The sequence below is a fragment of the Pseudomonas sp. R3-57 genome, assembly GCF_051132065.1.
Lineage (GTDB): Bacteria > Pseudomonadota > Gammaproteobacteria > Pseudomonadales > Pseudomonadaceae > Aquipseudomonas.
Genome location: NZ_CP071655.1, coordinates 935,383 through 953,996 on the forward strand (window position 1 = coordinate 935,383; position 18,614 = coordinate 953,996).

An 18,614-nucleotide genomic window follows, 5' to 3' on the forward strand; every position below is an offset into this window, starting at 1 on the left:
TCAAGGATATCGACAGTATCACTGGATCGAGCCAGTCCTCCCGTGGGGGCTGAATACCGGCTTTACCGAGGGTCGCCGCCATGTCGCGCAACCTCTGCCTCACCCGTCAATGCCTGGGTCTCGTGACCCGGATCGAATGCGCCGTCAAGCCGCTGGCCGGCGATAACGGCATGTGGACATTGCTCTTCGCCGCCGGCATGGCGGGCGAACAACCTTCTGCGATCAAGGCCCAGGGCCCTTTCCATGGCCCGGTGGCGGCCGAGTCGATTCTCGACACGATCGTCGAAAGCCTGACCTTGCATGGTTATGAACTGGCCGACGATCCGCAGATCTGGAGCCTGCATTTGCAGGCCCAGTTGCGCCAGATCAACGGCGGGCGTGGGCGCAGTCTCAACAGCTAAGGCGCGGTTGGCGGCAATGGCGCCTTGTCGAGCTTGACCTCGAAACCGTACTGCACGGTGCTGAGGTCGGTTCGCTGATAGGTCTCCACGTGTGTCGGGCGGCCATAGAAATAATGCACGCCTAGCAGCGCCGGGCCCTCTGCACTGGCGTCATGGCTGACCGAGAGAATCTGCTTCAGGTAATGACCGCTGTCGTCCTTGACGTAAAAGCGCCATTCATTCTGGGCGAACAGTTTCTGATCGACCACTAGCGTGTTGTCTTTGATCGCCAGGCCTTTGGGCAAAGACTTGGCGTCGTAACTCTGCTTGTTCACCGTGGCGAGAAACAGCGGCATCGAGCCGACCGCAATCGCCGGTGTCTCCGGGAACAGATTGAGGTCGTAGGTGATGGTCGCTTGCAACGGGTCGACCTGATACGCCTCGGGCGGCAGTTCGATCGGTTCGTCGAGTTTGCCGCCACGCTTTTCAGTAAAGAACGTGACCGGGCTGACGCCAGGATTGAGTTCGTCGCCGAGCAATTCATCATTGAAGCTGCGGCGGTGCGAGAACTCGATGCGCGCGCCACTCGGCTCCTCCACCGATTGATGAATACGCACGCCAGCCTTCAGTTGCTCCTCGGTCAGCGTCGCGCCTTTGAGCCAGTTGGCGGCGAGATCGTCGTAAACCACGACCGGCAGGTCCAGCGGCTGCACGGCTTTGGCCGTGGTATGCGGAGTGAAGGTGCGAACTGGCAGGTTCAGGTCTTTGCGCGTGACCGTTGCTGAAGAAAAGTCCAGCACACTGACTTCCAGCGTTTCGATCGGGCCGTGGAAATACACCTTGTTGTAGCGACGTGGATGCTCCTTCTCGAACGCTTGCTGGTCGTCGCTGAGCTGTTTTTCCAGGCTGTCGCTCCAGGTCTTCTGCTGCTGCAATTGCGCCAGTTGTTTTTGGTAAAACGCCACCTGTTCCGGGCTTTCGTTGATCGAGCCGGCGCGCACCAGATATTGCCCGCTGGCGTCGCGGGCCTGGACGATCAGCGGATTGAGGCGAGTCTCGGCCACTTCCGCGGCCAGCGGCAGGTTGTTGCTGACTTCGACCTCGGCGTAGTTGTTTTCAAGCTTCAGCAATTTGACGCTGAGGTTGTCGTTGCTGCGGGTCTGGCCGACGTCTTTCTGCGTCAGGTCGAAACTGTACAGGCGCCGCGGCGCGATGACTTCGACCTGGCCTTGCAGGCTGACCGGTTGCGGCAGGGTTTTCTTGTCGACATTCAGGCCGTCGATGAACGGGTAGGTCACGGTCAGGTCGTCGGGGTTGGTGACGTTGGAGCTGGACGGGCTGAGCTGAATGCCGGGATCGGTTTCCGACCATTCCGGCTGAAAGGCGATTACGCGTTTGTTGCTGAGCGTCACCGAGCGCCATTCGATGGCATGCGGAAACAGGAAGCCGCCGGGAATGTTCAGGTTGAAGGGGAACACCGGCTGCAGGTCGGTGAGGTAATCGGAACTGGCATCCTTGTGCAGCACGAACAGGCCGTTGATGAACGTATCGACCAGTGCCTGCGGGGTAGGGTAGTGCTTGAGCACGGCGAGAGCGTCTTCGCCGTATTCGGTGTGCGGCGCAAGGTCGTCGAGCTTGAGTCGGGCGCGATCGAGCAACAGCAGCGAGCCGCCGAGTTCAGTGATGGCATCCTTGAGCTTCGGATCGCTGATCGCGTCCAGCGACTGTTCGAAGGTGGCGGTCTTTTCGTCAAGGTTGACGACGCGTTTTTCATCGCCGGGCGAGCAACCGCTGATCAGCAAGGCAAGGCAAATTTCGGCGGTCGTTAGCGGCAATCGCACATCCATTTCCACGCGTCCTGTCTACGGTCACTGGGCTGTCAATGCTTTGGACACTAGCAGAAAACAAATGACACACACACGCAGGTGGCGGATTTACGGGCGGTTTCTGGCTGTCACAGGTGGCTGCTATACTCGCCGCCACTTCCAGCCCCCCTTGTGTGAGATTCAATGGAACGCTTTATCGAAAATGCAATGTACGCCACGCGCTGGCTGCTGGCGCCGATCTACATCGGCCTGTCCCTTGGCTTGCTGGCGCTGGCATTGAAGTTCTTCCAGGAAATCGTGCATATCCTGCCCAACGTCTTCGCCATGGCCGAGTCGGAACTGATTCTGGTGCTGCTGTCGCTGATCGACATGGCGCTGGTCGGCGGCCTGCTGGTAATGGTGATGATTTCCGGCTACGAGAACTTCGTCTCGCAACTGGACATCGACGAAGGCAAGGAAAAGCTCAGCTGGCTTGGCACCATGGACTCTTCGTCGCTGAAGATGAAAGTCGCGGCGTCGATCGTGGCGATCTCCTCGATCCATTTGCTGCGCATCTTCATGGATGCCAAGAACGTCGATCCCGAGCACCTGATGTGGTACGTGATCATTCACATGACCTTCGTGATCTCGGCGTTCGCCATGGGTTACCTGGACAAGGTCACCAAGCACTGATCAACCGTGGATCAAGGCAAAAAAGCCGCCCGTCTGTTGTGAAACAGACGGGCGGCTTCGCTTATACCTTGTGCTTTGTTCTGTACAAGCCTATCCCTGTAGATTCTGGCTCGCCACTGCTTGAGGTGTTCGATGAACCTGCAAGAGCTGAACGCGTTCGCCATCGCCGGCAAGGTCGATGAGTTGAATCTGATTTCCATGGAGGGCGGGATCTATCTGCTGGAAGCGCGCATGCACGGGGCGGCGCATCCGCTTCGTGACGGGCACGGTAAAACATTGAGTCTGCGCTCGATCGAGCATGCGCGAGACATGTTGCAGACCTTTCCGGTGCTGCCGTTCAATCTGGTGCACACCTCGGTGCATGATGAAATGTGCGGCCTGGGCGGTGGCATCAATGAAAGCCTGAAGGTGCCGCTCGCCTTTCGCTCGGCCCTGTAGGCCTGGCGCCCCACGTCCGGGGCATCTGTGCTAGTCTGCTCGCCCTTTTGGTTCCGGGCGCGCCGGGACGCGCTGTGCTCGCACGGCACGTCTTGTGGCCGTCCGCACAGCGGAGCAGTGTCATGTCCGAAGTAAATCTGTCCACCGACGAAACCCGCGTCAGCTACGGCATTGGCCGTCAGCTGGGTGACCAGCTGCGTGACAACCCGCCACCGGGCGTCAGCCTGGACGCGATTCTGGCTGGCCTGACCGACGCCTTCGCTGGCAAGGAAAGCCGCGTGGGTCAGGAAGAGATGTCCGCCAGCTTCAAGGTGATCCGCGAAATCATGCAGGCCGAAGCGGCTGCCAAGGCTGAAGCCGCGGCTGGCGAAGGCTTGGCCTTCCTGGCAGAAAACGCCAAGCGTGACGGCATCACCACTCTGGCTTCCGGCCTGCAGTTCGAAGTGCTGACCCAGGGCGACGGCGCCAAGCCGACCCGTGAAGACCAGGTGCGTACGCACTACCACGGCACGCTGATCGACGGCACTGTGTTCGACAGCTCCTACGAGCGCGGCCAGCCTGCAGAATTCCCGGTCGGCGGCGTGATCGCCGGCTGGACCGAAGCCCTGCAACTGATGAATGCCGGCAGCAAATGGCGCCTGTACGTGCCAAGCGAACTGGCTTACGGCGCTCAAGGCGTTGGCAGCATCCCGCCGCACAGCGTTCTGGTGTTCGACGTCGAGCTGCTGGACGTTCTGTAATTCCGGGCCTGCCTTGATGGCGGGCTTACCGCTGTAGGAGTGAGCCTGCTCGCGAAAGCGGTGTGTCAGTCAACACGATTGTCGACTGGAAATCCGTCATCGCGAGCAGGCTCACTCCTACAGTTTTTACCGCGTTTCATAGTTCGATCTTGTTGTGCAGTTCACTGCTGGGGCGCAAGGCCCGGGCATAGCAGAACAGGAACAGGTTGCGCACCAGCTCCTTGAGCACCAGCGGCTCGCTGGAATTGAGGCTGCTGACGTCCAGATCGCCTTGATCCTGCAGCTCATGCAACGCTTCTTCTTCAAGCACCGCACAGACTTCGCCGGTTTCCCGATGGAGGATTCTGAGATAGGGGTGCGGGCGATCCAGCCAGGCGTCGATCAAATAAGTCATGGGTCGTTTCTCCTTGAAAGGTTTCAATGAGAATAATTCTTATTCGTCAAATAGCAAGTGCCTATTGGCGGATGATGACCTTTGTGTGGGAGTGAGCCTGCTCGCGAAGGGGCGAAACTGATGTTTCTTTGAGGCGCAGCGCAGAGGGTGAAGCTCCATCCCACGGCTGGCGCGGGATGGATGACGCAAGGCTCAGACTTTTCTGACGAACTCGGATTTGAGCTTCATCGGGCCGATGCCGTCGATCTTGCAATCGATGTCGTGGTCGCCATCGCACAGGCGGATGTTCTTGACCTTGGTGCCGACCTTAACGACCAGGGAGGTGCCCTTGACCTTGAGGTCCTTGATCACGGTGATGGTGTCGCCGTCCTGCAGGACGTTGCCGACCGAATCTTTCTTCACGTCATCCGTGGACGCCACTTCGGCTTCGCCGCCGGCAGACCACTCGTGGGCGCACTCAGGGCAGACCAGTTGCGTACCGTCTTCGTAGGTGTATTCGGAATTGCATTTCGGGCAGGGTGGCAACGTGCTCACTAAGGTTCCTTGGGTATCAGGAGGATAAAAGGGCGCACATTGTATAGGGTTTTACGCTCGGCAGGGCATAAGCCAGAAACAACTGTGGGAGCGACGGTGCGACGATTCGACCTGCTCGCGAAGGCGGCTTTTCAGACAACATTGTCATCTGACAGACCGCTTTTGCGAGCAGGTCGAATCGTCGCACCGTCGCTCCCACAGGGGATCAATCAGTGCGTGCGGGCGACCGCAAACTCGCTCAGTTCCACCAGCGCATCGCGGTATTCGCTGGCTGGCAGCGCCTCGAGGCAGGTGATCGCACGGGCCACGTAATCGCGGGCCAGTTGCGCGGTGTACTCCAGCGAACCGGAAGCTTCCACGGCGATGCGGATGCTTTCCAGGTCTTCGATCCCGCCTTTCTGGATCGCCTGGCGCACCAGTGCAGCCTGTTCCGGCGTGCCTTCGCGCATCGTGTAGATCAACGGCAGGGTCGGTTTGCCTTCGGCCAGATCATCACCAACGTTCTTGCCTAGAGTCTCGGCGTCGCCCTTGTAATCCAGCAGGTCATCGACCAGCTGGAAGGCCACACCCAGATGATCGCCGAAGGTGCGCAGGGCTTCGCTCTGCTCGGCGGTGGCACCGGCCAGTGCGGCGGCGCTGTGAGTCGAGGCTTCGAAGAGCATCGCGGTCTTGCCGCGGATGACTTCCATGTAGGTTTCTTCGGTGGTGCTGGCGTCACGCACCTTGGACAGTTGCAACACTTCGCCCTCGGCGATGATGCGCGTGGCCTGGGACAGGATCTTCATCACCGGCATCGAGCCCAGTTCGACCATCATTTCGAACGAGCGCGAGTACAGGAAATCGCCGACCAGCACGCTCGGGGCGTTGCCCCACATGGCGTTGGCGGTCGAACGGCCACGACGCATGCCGGACATGTCGACCACGTCGTCATGCAGCAGGGTCGCGGTGTGCAGGAATTCGATGGTGGCGGCCAGCAGACGCATGTCGTCGCCTTCGCGACCCAGGGCCTTGCCACACAGCAACACTAATAAAGGACGCAGACGCTTGCCGCCAGCCGAGGTGATGTAATCGCCGATTTTCGATACCAGCGGTACTCGGGAAGTCAGCTGCTTCTTGATGATGCCGTCGACGGCGCTAAAATCGTCCGCCACCGCGCGGTAGAAAGCTTGGGGTTGCATCAGCGAGAGTCGCTCCAGAAGGGTTGCGCGGCATGCTAGGACCCCCACCCAGACCTGTCAAGGCGCGATAGACGGCTACTTGCAAGCCTGGTGCGGCTTGCGTACAATCGCGCACCCTGAACTTCCTGGGCAGCACCTGCCTTACGCAATTGCACTTGGGCCGTTCCAGCCCCATGCAGCCATGCCAGCCAATACCTCTTCTTATAAAGAGCTGGGTGAGCAGGATTATCGGAGAAATACCATGTACGCAGTAATCGTTACCGGCGGTAAGCAATACAAGGTCGCTGAAGGTGAATACCTGAAGATCGAAAAACTGGAAATCGCTACTGGCGAATCCGTGACTTTTGATCGCGTTCTGCTGGTCGCCAATGGCGACGACGTGAACATCGGCGCACCAGTTGTTGCTGGCGCAACCGTCAAGGCTGAAGTGATCTCCCAAGGTCGTCACGATAAAGTCCGCATCATCAAGTTCCGTCGTCGTAAGCACCACATGAAGCGTATGGGCCACCGCCAGTGGTTCACCGAGATCAAAATCACCGGTATTCAGGCTTAATTACAGCCTAATTCCTCACTAGGAGAATTGAACTCATGGCACACAAAAAAGCTGGTGGTAGTACCCGTAACGGTCGCGACTCAGAAGCCAAACGCCTTGGCGTGAAGATGTATGGCGGCCAGGTCATCAAGGCCGGCAACATCATCGTGCGTCAGCGCGGCACCCAATTCCACGCTGGCTACGGCGTTGGCATGGGTAAGGATCACACTCTCTTCGCTAAAATCGAAGGCGTGATCAAGTTCGAAGTAAAGGGCGCCTTCGGTCGTCGTTACGTGAGCGTAATCGCGGCTTAATCGCGAGATCGCTGGAGAAGCCCTGTCTTGCGACGGGGCTTTTTCGTTTGTGGGGTGAGTCTCTTGCAAAGCTGTTTGTATGGGCTGTCGGCGTGCGATGCAGGTCGTGTCTTGGGGTCGCTGCGCTCATTTTTGCAAGAGTCTTATGTCTTGATTGTTTTTCGGCTCGTCCGTACGGCGAGAGGCGTTGGTTATGAAGTTTGTTGATGAAGTATCGATTCGCGTAAAGGCTGGTGATGGCGGCAATGGCGCCATGAGTTTCCGTCGGGAAAAATTCATTGAAAACGGTGGCCCGAACGGTGGTGATGGCGGTGATGGCGGTTCCATCTACATGATGGCCGACGAAAACCTCAACACCCTGGTCGACTACCGTTACACCCGGCACTTCGATGCCGAGCGTGGCTCCAACGGCGGCAGCACCGACTGCACCGGCAAGAAGGGCGAGGACCTGATCCTGCGCGTGCCGGTCGGCACCACGGTGATCGACTCCGCTACTCAGGAAGTCATTGGCGACCTGACCAAGGCCGGTCAGAAACTGATGGTGGTGCAGGGCGGCTGGCACGGTCTGGGCAACACCCGTTTCAAATCCAGTACCAACCGTGCGCCGCGCCAGACCACACCGGGCAAGCCGGGCGAGCAGCGCGACCTGAAACTGGAAATGAAAGTGCTGGCCGACGTCGGTCTGCTGGGTTTGCCGAACGCCGGTAAAAGTACCTTTATCCGTTCGGTCTCGGCCGCCAAGCCGAAAGTCGCCGATTACCCGTTCACCACGCTGGTGCCGAACCTGGGTGTGGTCAGCGTCGACCGCTGGAAAAGCTTCGTCGTTGCCGACATTCCGGGTCTGATCGAAGGCGCTTCCGACGGCGCCGGTCTGGGCATTCGCTTCCTCAAGCACCTGGCGCGTACGCGTCTGCTGCTGCACCTCGTCGACATGGCGCCGCTGGATGACTCCAGTGCTCCGGACGCGGCTGAAGTGATCGTCAACGAGCTGATCAAGTTCAGCCCGTCGCTGGCCGAGCGTGATCGCTGGCTGGTGCTGAACAAGTGCGACCAGATCCTTGAAGAAGAGCACGACGCTCGGGTCAAGGAAATCGTCGACCGCCTCGAGTGGACTGGTCCGGTGTACGTGATTTCGGCCATCGCCAAGATCGGTACCGAGCGTCTGTGCCACGACATCATGCGTTACATGGAAGATCGTGCCGATCGCCTGGCCAATGACCCGGCCTACAAGGAAGAGCTGGCCGATCTCGATCAGCGCATCGAAGACGAAGCGCGTGCGCAACTGCAGGCGCTGGATGACAAGCGTGCGCTGCGTCGCAGCGGCGTGAAATCGGTCCATGACATCGGCGACGATGACTGGGACGAAGAAGATGTGGATGACGAAGACGGTCCGGAAATCATTTACGTGCGTGACTGATTCGTTGCAGTAAACTTAAGCGCCGCTCAATCGAGCGGCGTTTTAGTGTCTGGAAATCGATCGTTGGTCAGCAATAGCCACGATTAACGTCATGGGTGGTGCCAGGTCGTGCTGCCCTCAAGCTAAGGTTGAAGATGATGCGGAGCAAGGTGACAGGTGCGCAGCGTTGGGTCGTGAAGATCGGCAGCGCTTTGCTGACGGCGGATGGCAAAGGGCTCGATCGCGCGGCAATGAGTGTCTGGGTCGAGCAGATGGTGGCCTTGCATGAGGCTGGCGTCGAGTTGGTGCTGGTGTCCTCCGGGGCGGTAGCGGCCGGCATGAGTCGTTTGGGCTGGACTGCGCGACCCAGTGCGATGCACGAGCTTCAGGCGGCCGCGGCAATCGGTCAGATGGGCTTGGTGCAGGCGTGGGAGTCAAGCTTTGCCGAGCATGACCGGCACACCGCGCAGATCCTCCTGACTCACGATGACCTGTCTGATCGCAAGCGCTACCTGAATGCCCGCAGCACGTTGCGCGCGTTGGTCGAGCTGAAAGTCATCCCGGTGATCAACGAAAACGACACCGTGGTCACTGACGAAATCCGTTTTGGCGACAACGACACGCTGGCGGCGCTGGTGGCCAATCTGGTCGAAGCGGATCTGCTGGTGATCCTCACCGATCGCGATGGCATGTTCGACGCCGATCCGCGCAACAACCCTGATGCGCAGATGATCTTCGAGGCGCGCGCCGATGATCCGAGCCTCGACGCGGTCGCGGGCGGCACCGGTGGTGCGCTGGGGCGTGGCGGCATGCAGACCAAGCTGCGCGCGGCGCGGCTGGCGGCGCGTTCCGGTGCGCACACGATCATTGTCGGTGGGCGCCTGGAGCGAGTGCTCGATCGCCTGAAGGCCGGCGAGCGCATCGGCACCTTGCTGTCGCCTGAGCGCGGCATGCTCGCGGCACGCAAGCAGTGGCTGGCCGGGCACCTGCAAACCCGCGGCACGCTGGTGCTGGATGATGGTGCAGTATCGGCGCTGTCACAAGGCAACAAGAGTCTGCTGCCGGTGGGCGTCAAGCTGGTGCAGGGCAGCTTTCGTCGCGGTGAGATGGTGGTCTGCGTGGCGCCGGACGGTCGTGAGATCGCCCGCGGCCTGGCCAACTACAGCGCGCTGGAGGCACAAAAAATCATCGGTCAGTCGTCGGATGCGATTGTCGGTTTGCTTGGTTACATGGCGGAGCCTGAGCTGGTTCACCGTGACAACCTGATTCTGGTTTAAGGAAAACTCGATGCGCGTAGCGAAAGGATTGTTGGGTCTGCTGATGGCGCTGCCATTGCTGGCATCGGCCGAAGAAATCGGTCAGGTATCGACGGTGTTCAAGTTCGTCGGTCCGAACGACCGCATTGTGGTCGAAGCCTTTGATGATCCCAAGGTCGAAGGCGTGACCTGCTACCTGTCGCGCGCCAAGACTGGTGGTGTGAAGGGCGGTCTAGGCCTGGCCGAAGATCGCGCGGAAGCGTCGATCGCTTGCCGGCAGGTGGGGCCAATCAAGTTCAAGGGTGAACTGAAGGATGGCGACGAGGTGTTCAAGGAGCGCACTTCGCTGGTGTTCAAGACCATGCAGGTGGTGCGCTTCCTCGACAAGAAGCGCAACACGCTGGTGTACCTGGTCTACAGCGATCGCTTGATCGAGGGCAGTCCGCAGAATGCCGTGACCGCGATTCCGATCCTGCCGTGGGTGCCGGTCCAGCAGTAAGCGCTGCAAACCCAAACGGTGTGCGAGCCGGTCCGGCAATCTTTTGCGGACCGGCTCGCTGCATTCTGGCATTTGGATTTGAGCAATTGCAGCCTGAAGCGCTCAGCGCTGATCGCGGCGCATCTCTGCCCATTCGATCAACGCCTGGATCGACGGCCCAAGCGCCTGGCCGATGGGCGTGAGCTGATATTCCACCTTGGGTGGCACCTGCGGGTACACCGTGCGCAGCACAATGCCGTCCTTTTCCAGTTGCTTGAGTTGCTGGATCAGCATCTTCTGGTTGATCCCTTCGATCAGTTTTTCCAGGTCCGAGAAGCGCAGCGCACCCTTTGCCGCGAACAGCTGGCAGAGGATGATGATTTTCCATTTTCCCTCCAGTACGCGCAGCGTCTCAGTCGTTGCCTCGGCCCAGTTCTTTCGATTTTGCGGGTCTTCGCAGTTCCATTCTCGGTCCATTTCTTCCTCGCAGGTGAGTTACCCCCCTTTTGGTCGGTACTTACCATTATCTCACCAGCCCCCTAACATCGGTGCAGCTAATCATTGAAGAGGGGTTGAGTCATGAAAATCGGCATCATCGGCACCGGCAATATCGGCGGTGTTCTCGCGCGCAAGCTTAAAGCTGCTGGTCATGAGATTCGTGTGGCGAACTCTAGAGGCGTTGACGGCGTGCGTGCGTTCGCTGAAGAGATCGGCGTCGAGCCTGTGGATATTCGGGGTGCGGTAGACGGCGCGGATGTGATCGTATTGTCGATACCGCTGCCGGCGTTAAGCGCATTGCCTGCCGATCTGTTTGCTTCTGTGCCTGCTGGCGTCCCGATCGTCGATACCAGTAATTACTACCCCGGTTTGCGCGATCCGAAGATTGAGGCAATCGATCAGGGAATGACGGAAAGCATCTGGGTCACCCGGCAAATCGGCCGTCCTGTGATCAAGGCTTTTAACAACCTGCTGGCCTATACCTTGGCTGAGCTGGGGCGTGCGCAAGGTGTTGAGGGTCGCTTGGCGGCGGCCGTAGCGGGGGATGATCCAAAGGCCAAAGAGACGGTGATGTCCCTGGTTGATCAGGTCGGTTTTGATCCAGTTGATGGCGGTACGCTTGACGAGTCCTGGCGGCAGCAGCCGTGCACGCCGTGCTATTGCTGTGACTATGACGCGCAAGCCATGCGCAGGGCTCTGGCGTTGGCGGTGAAAGGGCAGGCGCCGGCCTTGCGAGATGAATTGCCCCGGCACTTCCAGTTGCTCGGTCCGAACCCGAGCCATGACGACGTCGTGGCGATGAATCGTTCTTTCAATCCGCTGGATTGACGCTAGTCGGGTGCGTAGTGGCGCCTGGCTCTTTGAGGGCTCGGCGCTGCCTCGCTCGCGAAGCTGGTCAAATCACAGGCAATAAAAAACCGACCCTGAGGTCGGTTTTTTAATGACTACGTCGATTAAGCAGCTTCTTTCAGCGCTTTGACGTGGCCATTCAGACGGCTCTTATGACGAGCAGCCTTGTTCTTGTGGATGATGCCTTTATCGGCCATGCGGTCGATAACTGGCACAGCCAGAACGTATGCAGCTTGAGCTTTTTCAGCGTCTTTTGCGTCGATGGCTTTAACTACATTCTTGATGTAGGTGCGAACCATGGAACGCAGGCTGGCGTTGTGGCTGCGACGCTTCTCAGCCTGTTTTGCACGTTTTTTGGCGGAAGGTGAGTTGGCCACCGTCGAGCTCCTCGAAAGACTTTTTAGGAAATAGCAAACAAAATAGGCCGCGAATCATGCCGATGAAGACTTGTCTTGTCAAGGGCACTTGAATCGTTCCGCTAAGTGGTAGGTATAAAGAGGCGGGATATTTATTTCCGGCGCTTGACCTGTAAACTCGCGAGCTTTGGCTCTGTGCTGTTGCGGCGCGGAGTATCGCACAAGTAGGCGCATTGTTCGCCTGCTGTTTATCGACAGGCACCCATTCTCTCAATGAATCTGCTCAAATCGCTGGCCGCGGTCAGCTCTATCACCATGCTTTCCCGGGTTCTGGGTTTTGTACGGGACACGTTGATCGCGCGCATATTCGGCGCCGGAATGGCCACGGACGCCTTTTTTATTGCGTTCAAACTGCCCAACCTGTTGCGGCGGATCTTTGCCGAGGGCGCATTTTCCCAGGCTTTCGTGCCGATTCTCGCCGAATACAAAAGTCAGAAGGGCGAAGAGGCGACGCGGACGTTCATTGCCTACGTGACCGGCCTGCTGACCCTGGTGCTGGCGCTGGTCACGGCGTTAGGTATGCTCGCTGCGCCTTGGGTGATCTGGGCGACGGCGCCGGGTTTTACCGATACGCCGGAAAAATTCCAGCTCACCTCCGATCTGCTGCGGGTGACCTTTCCTTATATATTGCTGATCTCGTTGTCCTCGCTGGCCGGCGCCATCCTCAATACGTGGAACCGTTTTTCCGTGCCGGCGTTCGTGCCGACGCTGCTCAACGTCAGCATGATCGTGTTTGCGTTGTTTCTGACGCCGTACTTCGATCCGCCGGTCATGGCCCTTGGCTGGGCGGTGCTGGTCGGCGGTCTGGCGCAGTTGCTCTATCAACTGCCGCACCTGAAAAAGATCGGCATGCTCGTGCTGCCGCGCCTGAACCTGCGCGATACCGGCGTGTGGCGGGTAATGAAGCAGATGCTGCCGGCGATTCTCGGGGTTTCGGTCAGCCAGATTTCGCTGATCATCAACACGATTTTCGCCTCGTTTCTGGTCGCTGGCTCCGTGTCGTGGATGTATTACGCCGACCGTTTGATGGAATTGCCTTCCGGTGTGCTCGGCGTGGCGCTCGGTACGATCCTGTTGCCGACGCTGGCAAAGACCTACGCCAACAAGGATCGCCACGAATATTCACGGATCCTCGACTGGGGCCTGCGCTTATGCTTCGTGCTGGTGCTGCCGTGCGCGCTGGCACTGGGGATTCTCGCCGAGCCGCTGACGGTTTCGCTGTTCCAGTACGGCCAGTTCAGCGGCTTCGACGCTGAAATGACCCAGCGTGCATTGATTGCCTATTCGGTCGGCTTGCTGGGGATCATCGTGATCAAAGTGCTGGCGCCGGGCTTTTATGCGCAACAGAACATTCGCACGCCGGTGAAAATCGCCATCTTCACCCTGGTCTGTACGCAGTTGTTCAACCTGGTATTGATCGGTCCGTTGGCCCATGCCGGTCTGGCGCTGGCGATCAGTGCCGGGGCCTGCCTGAATGCCGGGCTGCTGTTCTATCAATTGCGCAAGCAGAAGATGTATCAGCCGCAGCCGGGCTGGGGCAAGTTCGGTTTCAAGCTGGTTGTGGCGGTCACGGTCATGTCGGCGGTATTGCTGGCGGGCATGCATTTCATGCCGGCATGGGATGAGGGGCACATGCTAGAGCGCTTCCTGCGTCTTGGCGCTCTGGTGGTTGCTGGCGTGGTGGCCTATTTCGGCATCTTGCTGCTGCTCGGTTTCCGTCTGCGTGACTTCAATCGCAAGGCCTTGAGCTGAGGTTTCAGCCTTTATCCACAGGCGTGGGCCGGCAGTTTTGTCGGCTCGATCACTTTGCGTTACGGTGTTGCCTGTCGTCGGCCGTCGGGTGTGGTTATAATCGACCACTTTATGAGCAAGAAGCGCGTTATGCAGCTGGTTCGAGGCCTCCACAACTTGCGCCCCCAGCATCGGGGCTGCGTCGCCACTATTGGCAACTTTGACGGTGTTCACCGTGGTCACCAGGCTATCCTGGCCCGGCTGCGTGAGCGTGCGCTCGAGTTGGGCGTACCCAGCTGCGTGGTGATTTTCGAGCCGCAGCCACGGGAGTTCTTTGCCCCCGAGACTGCGCCGGCGCGTCTGGCCCGCTTGCGTGACAAGCTGCAATTGCTGGCTGCCGAAGGCGTCGACCGGGTGTTGTGCCTGGCGTTCAACCAGCGCTTGAGCAAGCTCAGTGCCAGCGAGTTCGTCGATACCATTCTGGTTGATGGTCTCGGCGTGCAGCATCTGGAGGTCGGTGACGATTTCCGTTTCGGTTGTGATCGCCTCGGTGATTTCGATTTTCTGCTGCAGGCCGGGCAGATGCACGGTTTCAGCGTCGAAGCCGCGCAAACCGTCGAGCTGGACGGCATTCGCGTCAGCAGCACGCAAGTGCGCAACGCCCTCGCCGCGGCCGATTTCGCTTTGGCCGAACGCTTGCTCGGCCGCCCGTACCGGATCGCCGGTCGTGTGCTGCATGGCCAGAAACTGGCCCGGCAACTGGGTACGCCCACTGCCAATGTGCAACTCAAGCGTCGTCGCGTGCCGTTCACCGGGGCGTATCTGGTGAATGTCGATATCGACGGCAAGACCTGGCCCGGTGTCGCCAATATTGGCGTGCGGCCCACGGTACAAGGTGATGGCAAGGCCCACCTCGAAGTCCATCTTTTAGATTTTGCCGGCGATCTGTATGACCGGCGTTTGACGGTGGTTTTCCACCAGAAGCTGCGTGAAGAGCAGCGTTTCGCCTCCCTGGAGGCACTGAAAACGGCGATCAACGCGGATGTCGCCGCCGCCCGTGCACTAGCCGCACCTAGCGCCCATCGCTAATGAAGAGCCTTAAATGACCGACTATAAAGCCACGCTAAACCTTCCGGACACCGCCTTCCCAATGAAGGCCGGCCTGCCACAGCGCGAACCGCAGATCCTGCAGCGCTGGGACAGTATTGGCCTGTACGGAAAGTTGCGCGAGATTGGCAAGGATCGTCCGAAGTTCGTTCTGCATGACGGCCCTCCGTATGCCAACGGCACGATTCACATCGGTCACGCACTGAACAAGATTCTCAAGGACATGATCATCCGCTCGAAGACCCTGTCGGGCTTCGATGCGCCGTACGTTCCGGGCTGGGACTGCCACGGCCTGCCGATCGAACACAAGGTTGAAGTGACCCACGGCAAGAACCTGGGCGCGGACAAGACCCGCGAACTGTGCCGTGCCTACGCCACCGAGCAGATCGAAGGGCAGAAGTCCGAATTCATCCGGCTTGGCGTGCTGGGCGATTGGGCCAACCCGTACAAGACCATGGATTTCAAGAACGAGGCCGGTGAAATCCGCGCCCTCGCCGAAATCGTCAAGGGCGGTTTCGTCTTCAAGGGCCTCAAGCCGGTGAACTGGTGCTTCGATTGCGGCTCGGCGCTGGCTGAAGCGGAAGTCGAGTACGAGAACAAGAAGTCCTCGACCATCGACGTCGCGTTCCCGATCGCTGACGAAGCCAAGCTGGCTGCCGCGTTCGGTCTGTCGTCGCTGAGCAAGCCTGCCGCGATCGTGATCTGGACCACTACCCCGTGGACCATCCCGGCCAACCAGGCGCTGAACGTACACCCGGAATTCAACTACGCGCTGGTGGATATCGGCGACAAGCTGCTGGTACTGGCTGAGGAACTGGTTGAAGCCTGCCTGACCCGTTATGGCGTCGAAGGCTCGGTCATCGCCACCACCACCGGTAAACAACTGGAGCTGATCAACTTCCGTCACCCGTTTTACGACCGTCTGTCGCCGGTGTATCTGGCTGACTACGTCGAACTGGGCGCCGGCACCGGCGTGGTTCACTCCGCCCCGGCCTACGGCGTGGACGACTTCGTGACCTGCAAGAAATACGGCATGGTCAACGACGACATCCTCAATCCGGTGCAGAGCAACGGCGTGTACGTGCCGTCGCTGGAATTCTTCGGCGGCCAGTTCATCTGGAAGGCCAACCCGGCGATCGTCGACAAGCTGACCGAAGTCGGTGCGCTGATGCACACCACGGTCATCGAGCACAGCTACATGCACTGCTGGCGCCACAAGACCCCGCTGATCTACCGCGCTACCGCGCAGTGGTTCATCGGCATGGACAAAGAGCCCACCAGCGGTGACACCCTGCGCGTGCGTTCGCTCAAGGCCATCGAAGACACCACATTCGTGCCGGCCTGGGGCCAGGCGCGTCTGCACTCGATGATCGCCAACCGTCCGGACTGGTGCATCTCGCGTCAGCGCAACTGGGGTGTGCCGATCCCGTTCTTCCTCAACAAGGAAAGCGGCGAGCTGCACCCGCGCACCGTCGAGCTGATGGAAGAAGTGGCCAAGCGCGTCGAAGTCGAAGGCATCGAAGCCTGGTTCAAGATGGACGCGGCCGAACTGCTTGGCGATGAAGCGCCGCTGTACGACAAGATCAGCGACACCCTCGACGTCTGGTTCGATTCGGGCACCACGCACTGGCACGTCCTGCGCGGCTCGCACCCGATGGGCCACGAAAGCGGCCCGCGCGCCGACCTGTACCTGGAAGGCTCCGACCAGCACCGCGGCTGGTTCCACTCGTCGCTGCTGACCGGCTGCGCCATCGACAACCACGCGCCGTACCGCGAGCTGCTGACTCACGGTTTCACCGTCGACGAAGCCGGGCGCAAGATGTCCAAGTCGCTGGGCAACGTGATCGCGCCGCAGAAAGTCAACGACACCCTGGGCGCCGACATCATGCGTCTGTGGGTCGCTTCGACCGATTACTCCGGCGAAATGGCAGTGTCCGACCAGATCCTGCAACGCAGCGCCGACGCCTATCGTCGTATCCGTAACACTGCGCGCTTCCTGCTTTCCAACCTGAGCGGCTTCAACCCGGCCACCGACATCCTGCCGGCTGAAGAAATGCTCGCGCTGGATCGTTGGGCGGTCGACCGCACCTTGCTGCTGCAACGCGAGCTGCAAGAGCACTACGGCGAATACCGTTTCTGGAACGTCTACTCGAAGATCCACAACTTCTGCGTGCAGGAGCTGGGCGGTTTCTACCTCGACATCATCAAGGATCGTCAGTACACCACTGGCGCCAACAGCAAGGCCCGCCGTTCGGCGCAAACCGCGCTGTTCCACATCTCCGAAGCGCTGGTGCGCTGGATCGCGCCGATCCTCGCCTTCACCGCTGACGAGCTGTGGGAGTACCTGCCGGGCGAGCGTAACGAATCGGTGATGCTCAATACCTGGTACGAAGGCCTGACGGAACTGCCGGACAACGTCGAGCTGGGCCGCGAATACTGGGACCGTGTGATGGCGGTCAAGGCAGCGGTCAACAAGGAAATGGAAATCCAGCGCGCGGCCAAAGCCGTCGGTGGCAACCTGCAGGCCGAAGTGACGCTGTACGCCGAAGACGCGCTGAGCGCCGATCTGGAAAAACTCAGCAACGAACTGCGCTTCGTGTTGATCACGTCGACCGCCAGCGTTGCGCCGTTTGTTCAGGCACCGGCGGACGCGGTCGCCACCGAAGTCAGCGGTCTGAAACTGAAGATCGTCAAATCGGCCTTCCCGAAGTGCGCCCGTTGCTGGCACTGCCGCGAAGACGTCGGCGTGGACCCGGAGCATCCGGAAATCTGCGGTCGTTGCGTCGACAACATCAGCGGCACTGGCGAGGTTCGTCACTATGCCTGATGCCATTGGCCGTTTCGGACGGTTGAGCTGGCTGTGGTTGAGCCTGCTGGTACTGGTAATCGACCAGGCCAGCAAGTTCTACTTCGAAGGCAAGCTCGAGATGTTCCAGCAGATCGTGATCATTCCCGATCTGTTCAGCTGGACTTTGGCCTACAACACCGGCGCGGCATTCAGCTTCCTGGCCGACAGTTCCGGCTGGCAGCGCTGGCTGTTCGCCCTGATCGCCATCGTGGTCAGCTGTGTGCTGGTGGTCTGGCTCAAGCGCCTGGGCCGCAACGACACCTGGCTGGCCATCGCGCTGGCGCTGGTGTTGGGCGGCGCGCTGGGCAATCTGTACGACCGCATCGCCCTGGGCCATGTGATCGACTTCATTCTGGTGCACTGGCAGAACCGCTGGTACTTCCCGGCGTTCAACTTCGCCGACAGCGCGATCACTGTTGGTGCGATCATGCTGGCGCTGGACATGTTCAAACCGAAGAAAACCGAAGAGACCGCTCATGACTGAACAGGTATCGGCTGAGCAACGCATCGGCCAGAACACGGAAGTCACTTTGCATTTCGCACTGCGTCTGGAAAACGGCGACACCGTCGACAGCACGTTCGACAAAGCCCCGGCGACCTTCAAGGTCGGCGATGGCAACCTGCTGCCGGGATTCGAAGCGGCGCTGTTCGGCTTCAAGGCCGGCGACAAGCGCACGCTGACCGTCGAGCCGGAAAACGCCTTCGGCCAGCCGAACCCGCAAAACGTCCAGGTCATCCCGCGTTCGCAGTTCGCCGACATGGAACTGTCGCCGGGCCTGTTGGTGATCTTCAACGATGCGGCCAATACTGAACTGCCGGGCGTGGTAAAAGAGTTCGACGACGCGCAAGTGACCGTCGACTTCAACCACCCGCTGTCCGGCAAGACATTGACCTTTGACGTGGAAATCATTTCCGTCAAAGCGATCTGAAAATGTAGGAGTGAGCCTGCTCGCGATGGGTGCCTGACATTCAACGTTGGTGTTGACTGACATACCGCCATCGCGAGCAGGCTCACTCCTAGAATGGT

21 protein-coding genes are annotated in these 18,614 nt (G+C 59.6%); 15 read left to right on the forward strand and 6 right to left on the reverse strand.

From position 1 onward, the window contains the following. Positions 1-80: 80 nt before the first annotated feature. The gene (locus tag J3P93_RS04320) at positions 81-401 is read left to right on the forward strand and encodes a hypothetical protein (RefSeq protein ID WP_090286459.1); all 321 of its coding nucleotides are present in this window, start codon (positions 81-83) and stop codon (positions 399-401) included. On the opposite strand, the gene J3P93_RS04325 is transcribed toward J3P93_RS04320, so the two are convergent. Next, the gene (locus tag J3P93_RS04325) at positions 398-2,227 is read right to left on the reverse strand and encodes a hypothetical protein (RefSeq protein ID WP_434595383.1); all 1,830 of its coding nucleotides are present in this window, start codon (positions 2,225-2,227) and stop codon (positions 398-400) included. The two genes, J3P93_RS04320 and J3P93_RS04325, sit on opposite strands and share 4 nt — an antisense overlap. Before the next feature lie 162 nt (positions 2,228-2,389). On the opposite strand from J3P93_RS04325, the gene J3P93_RS04330 reads away from it, so the two are divergent. From J3P93_RS04330 to J3P93_RS04340, 3 genes are all read left to right on the forward strand, one after another. Continuing rightward, positions 2,390-2,878, forward strand: coding sequence for a TIGR00645 family protein (locus J3P93_RS04330; protein WP_090286455.1), 489 nt, complete (start codon positions 2,390-2,392; stop codon positions 2,876-2,878). Between the two features lie 132 nt (positions 2,879-3,010). Next, entirely contained in the window at positions 3,011-3,316 is a 306-nt protein-coding gene (locus tag J3P93_RS04335; protein WP_434595385.1) for a DUF6482 family protein, read from the forward strand. 122 nt (positions 3,317-3,438) lie between these two features. Next, positions 3,439-4,056: an FKBP-type peptidyl-prolyl cis-trans isomerase gene (locus J3P93_RS04340; protein WP_093098187.1), complete on the forward strand. Its 618-nt coding sequence runs from the start codon at positions 3,439-3,441 to the stop codon at positions 4,054-4,056. A gap of 136 nt (positions 4,057-4,192) precedes the next feature. Here the strand turns inward: J3P93_RS04340 and J3P93_RS04345 are convergent, their stop codons facing one another. The 3 genes from J3P93_RS04345 to J3P93_RS04355 all read right to left on the reverse strand — a co-directional run bounded on the left by J3P93_RS04345 (position 4,193) and on the right by J3P93_RS04355 (position 6,162). Continuing rightward, the gene (locus tag J3P93_RS04345) at positions 4,193-4,450 is read right to left on the reverse strand and encodes a PA4570 family protein (protein ID WP_090286449.1); all 258 of its coding nucleotides are present in this window, start codon (positions 4,448-4,450) and stop codon (positions 4,193-4,195) included. A gap of 192 nt (positions 4,451-4,642) precedes the next feature. Continuing rightward, positions 4,643-4,984, reverse strand: coding sequence for a zinc ribbon domain-containing protein YjdM (locus tag J3P93_RS04350; RefSeq protein WP_090286447.1), 342 nt, complete (start codon positions 4,982-4,984; stop codon positions 4,643-4,645). A gap of 209 nt (positions 4,985-5,193) precedes the next feature. Further along, positions 5,194-6,162, reverse strand: coding sequence for a polyprenyl synthetase family protein (locus J3P93_RS04355; protein WP_090286445.1), 969 nt, complete (start codon positions 6,160-6,162; stop codon positions 5,194-5,196). Between the two features lie 241 nt (positions 6,163-6,403). Here J3P93_RS04355 and rplU point away from each other — a divergent pair, with 241 nt between their 5' ends. The 5 genes from rplU (at position 6,404) to J3P93_RS04380 (ending at position 10,159) form a co-directional block, all read left to right on the forward strand. Then, positions 6,404-6,715 carry a 50S ribosomal protein L21 gene (rplU, locus tag J3P93_RS04360; RefSeq protein ID WP_007924746.1) on the forward strand — a complete coding sequence of 104 codons (312 nt, stop codon included), beginning with the start codon at positions 6,404-6,406 and terminating at the stop codon, positions 6,713-6,715. A gap of 35 nt (positions 6,716-6,750) precedes the next feature. Next, positions 6,751-7,008 (forward strand): 50S ribosomal protein L27, encoded by a 258-nt coding sequence (gene rpmA / locus J3P93_RS04365; RefSeq protein WP_016773121.1) that lies wholly within the window; start codon positions 6,751-6,753, stop codon positions 7,006-7,008. Positions 7,009-7,201: 193 nt separating this feature from the next. After that, positions 7,202-8,425 (forward strand): Obg family GTPase CgtA, encoded by a 1,224-nt coding sequence (cgtA, locus tag J3P93_RS04370; protein ID WP_090286443.1) that lies wholly within the window; start codon positions 7,202-7,204, stop codon positions 8,423-8,425. 137 nt (positions 8,426-8,562) lie between these two features. Beyond that, complete coding sequence (gene proB / locus J3P93_RS04375; protein WP_434595394.1) at positions 8,563-9,681, forward strand: glutamate 5-kinase; 1,119 nt, start codon at positions 8,563-8,565, stop codon at positions 9,679-9,681. 10 nt (positions 9,682-9,691) lie between these two features. Next, entirely contained in the window at positions 9,692-10,159 is a 468-nt protein-coding gene (locus J3P93_RS04380; RefSeq protein ID WP_166216509.1) for a CreA family protein, read from the forward strand. A gap of 102 nt (positions 10,160-10,261) precedes the next feature. On the opposite strand, the gene J3P93_RS04385 is transcribed toward J3P93_RS04380, so the two are convergent. Beyond that, positions 10,262-10,615, reverse strand: coding sequence for a winged helix-turn-helix transcriptional regulator (locus J3P93_RS04385; protein ID WP_434595398.1), 354 nt, complete (start codon positions 10,613-10,615; stop codon positions 10,262-10,264). 102 nt (positions 10,616-10,717) lie between these two features. Here J3P93_RS04385 and J3P93_RS04390 point away from each other — a divergent pair, with 102 nt between their 5' ends. After that, the gene (locus J3P93_RS04390) at positions 10,718-11,464 is read left to right on the forward strand and encodes an NADPH-dependent F420 reductase (protein ID WP_434595401.1); all 747 of its coding nucleotides are present in this window, start codon (positions 10,718-10,720) and stop codon (positions 11,462-11,464) included. Positions 11,465-11,589: 125 nt separating this feature from the next. On the opposite strand, the gene rpsT is transcribed toward J3P93_RS04390, so the two are convergent. Then, positions 11,590-11,862, reverse strand: coding sequence for a 30S ribosomal protein S20 (rpsT, locus tag J3P93_RS04395; protein ID WP_003228351.1), 273 nt, complete (start codon positions 11,860-11,862; stop codon positions 11,590-11,592). A gap of 252 nt (positions 11,863-12,114) precedes the next feature. On the opposite strand from rpsT, the gene murJ reads away from it, so the two are divergent. The 5 genes from murJ (at position 12,115) to fkpB (ending at position 18,516) form a co-directional block, all read left to right on the forward strand. Next, complete coding sequence (murJ, locus tag J3P93_RS04400) at positions 12,115-13,653, forward strand: murein biosynthesis integral membrane protein MurJ (protein WP_434595405.1); 1,539 nt, start codon at positions 12,115-12,117, stop codon at positions 13,651-13,653. Between the two features lie 129 nt (positions 13,654-13,782). Further along, the gene (ribF, locus tag J3P93_RS04405; RefSeq protein WP_434595408.1) at positions 13,783-14,721 is read left to right on the forward strand and encodes a bifunctional riboflavin kinase/FAD synthetase; all 939 of its coding nucleotides are present in this window, start codon (positions 13,783-13,785) and stop codon (positions 14,719-14,721) included. 13 nt (positions 14,722-14,734) lie between these two features. Then, on the forward strand, positions 14,735-17,566 hold the full coding sequence (ileS, locus tag J3P93_RS04410; RefSeq protein WP_434595410.1) for an isoleucine--tRNA ligase: 2,832 nt from the start codon (positions 14,735-14,737) through the stop codon (positions 17,564-17,566). Further along, complete coding sequence (gene lspA, locus J3P93_RS04415) at positions 17,559-18,071, forward strand: signal peptidase II (protein WP_434595413.1); 513 nt, start codon at positions 17,559-17,561, stop codon at positions 18,069-18,071. The genes ileS and lspA overlap by 8 nt, the downstream gene beginning before the upstream one ends. Beyond that, positions 18,064-18,516, forward strand: a complete 453-nt coding sequence (fkpB, locus tag J3P93_RS04420) for an FKBP-type peptidyl-prolyl cis-trans isomerase (RefSeq protein WP_090286424.1) — start codon at positions 18,064-18,066, stop codon at positions 18,514-18,516. Before lspA ends, fkpB begins: the two co-directional genes overlap by 8 nt. Positions 18,517-18,614 lie beyond the last annotated feature (98 nt).

What these genes read in the sequence shown, in the direction of transcription:
- J3P93_RS04320 (WP_090286459.1), top strand. Translation starts at nt 81, where the DNA reads ATGTCGCGCAACCTCTGCCTCACCCGTCAATGCCTGGGTCTCGTGACC.
- J3P93_RS04325 (WP_434595383.1), bottom strand. Translation starts at nt 2,227, where the DNA reads ATGGATGTGCGATTGCCGCTAACGACCGCCGAAATTTGCCTTGCCTTG.
- J3P93_RS04330 (WP_090286455.1), top strand. Translation starts at nt 2,390, where the DNA reads ATGGAACGCTTTATCGAAAATGCAATGTACGCCACGCGCTGGCTGCTG.
- J3P93_RS04335 (WP_434595385.1), top strand. Translation starts at nt 3,011, where the DNA reads ATGAACCTGCAAGAGCTGAACGCGTTCGCCATCGCCGGCAAGGTCGAT.
- J3P93_RS04340 (WP_093098187.1), top strand. Translation starts at nt 3,439, where the DNA reads ATGTCCGAAGTAAATCTGTCCACCGACGAAACCCGCGTCAGCTACGGC.
- J3P93_RS04345 (WP_090286449.1), bottom strand. Translation starts at nt 4,450, where the DNA reads ATGACTTATTTGATCGACGCCTGGCTGGATCGCCCGCACCCCTATCTC.
- J3P93_RS04355 (WP_090286445.1), bottom strand. Translation starts at nt 6,162, where the DNA reads ATGCAACCCCAAGCTTTCTACCGCGCGGTGGCGGACGATTTTAGCGCC.
- rplU (WP_007924746.1), top strand. Translation starts at nt 6,404, where the DNA reads ATGTACGCAGTAATCGTTACCGGCGGTAAGCAATACAAGGTCGCTGAA.
- rpmA (WP_016773121.1), top strand. Translation starts at nt 6,751, where the DNA reads ATGGCACACAAAAAAGCTGGTGGTAGTACCCGTAACGGTCGCGACTCA.
- cgtA (WP_090286443.1), top strand. Translation starts at nt 7,202, where the DNA reads ATGAAGTTTGTTGATGAAGTATCGATTCGCGTAAAGGCTGGTGATGGC.
- proB (WP_434595394.1), top strand. Translation starts at nt 8,563, where the DNA reads ATGCGGAGCAAGGTGACAGGTGCGCAGCGTTGGGTCGTGAAGATCGGC.
- J3P93_RS04380 (WP_166216509.1), top strand. Translation starts at nt 9,692, where the DNA reads ATGCGCGTAGCGAAAGGATTGTTGGGTCTGCTGATGGCGCTGCCATTG.
- J3P93_RS04385 (WP_434595398.1), bottom strand. Translation starts at nt 10,615, where the DNA reads ATGGACCGAGAATGGAACTGCGAAGACCCGCAAAATCGAAAGAACTGG.
- J3P93_RS04390 (WP_434595401.1), top strand. Translation starts at nt 10,718, where the DNA reads ATGAAAATCGGCATCATCGGCACCGGCAATATCGGCGGTGTTCTCGCG.
- murJ (WP_434595405.1), top strand. Translation starts at nt 12,115, where the DNA reads ATGAATCTGCTCAAATCGCTGGCCGCGGTCAGCTCTATCACCATGCTT.
- ribF (WP_434595408.1), top strand. Translation starts at nt 13,783, where the DNA reads ATGCAGCTGGTTCGAGGCCTCCACAACTTGCGCCCCCAGCATCGGGGC.
- ileS (WP_434595410.1), top strand. Translation starts at nt 14,735, where the DNA reads ATGACCGACTATAAAGCCACGCTAAACCTTCCGGACACCGCCTTCCCA.
- lspA (WP_434595413.1), top strand. Translation starts at nt 17,559, where the DNA reads ATGCCTGATGCCATTGGCCGTTTCGGACGGTTGAGCTGGCTGTGGTTG.
- fkpB (WP_090286424.1), top strand. Translation starts at nt 18,064, where the DNA reads ATGACTGAACAGGTATCGGCTGAGCAACGCATCGGCCAGAACACGGAA.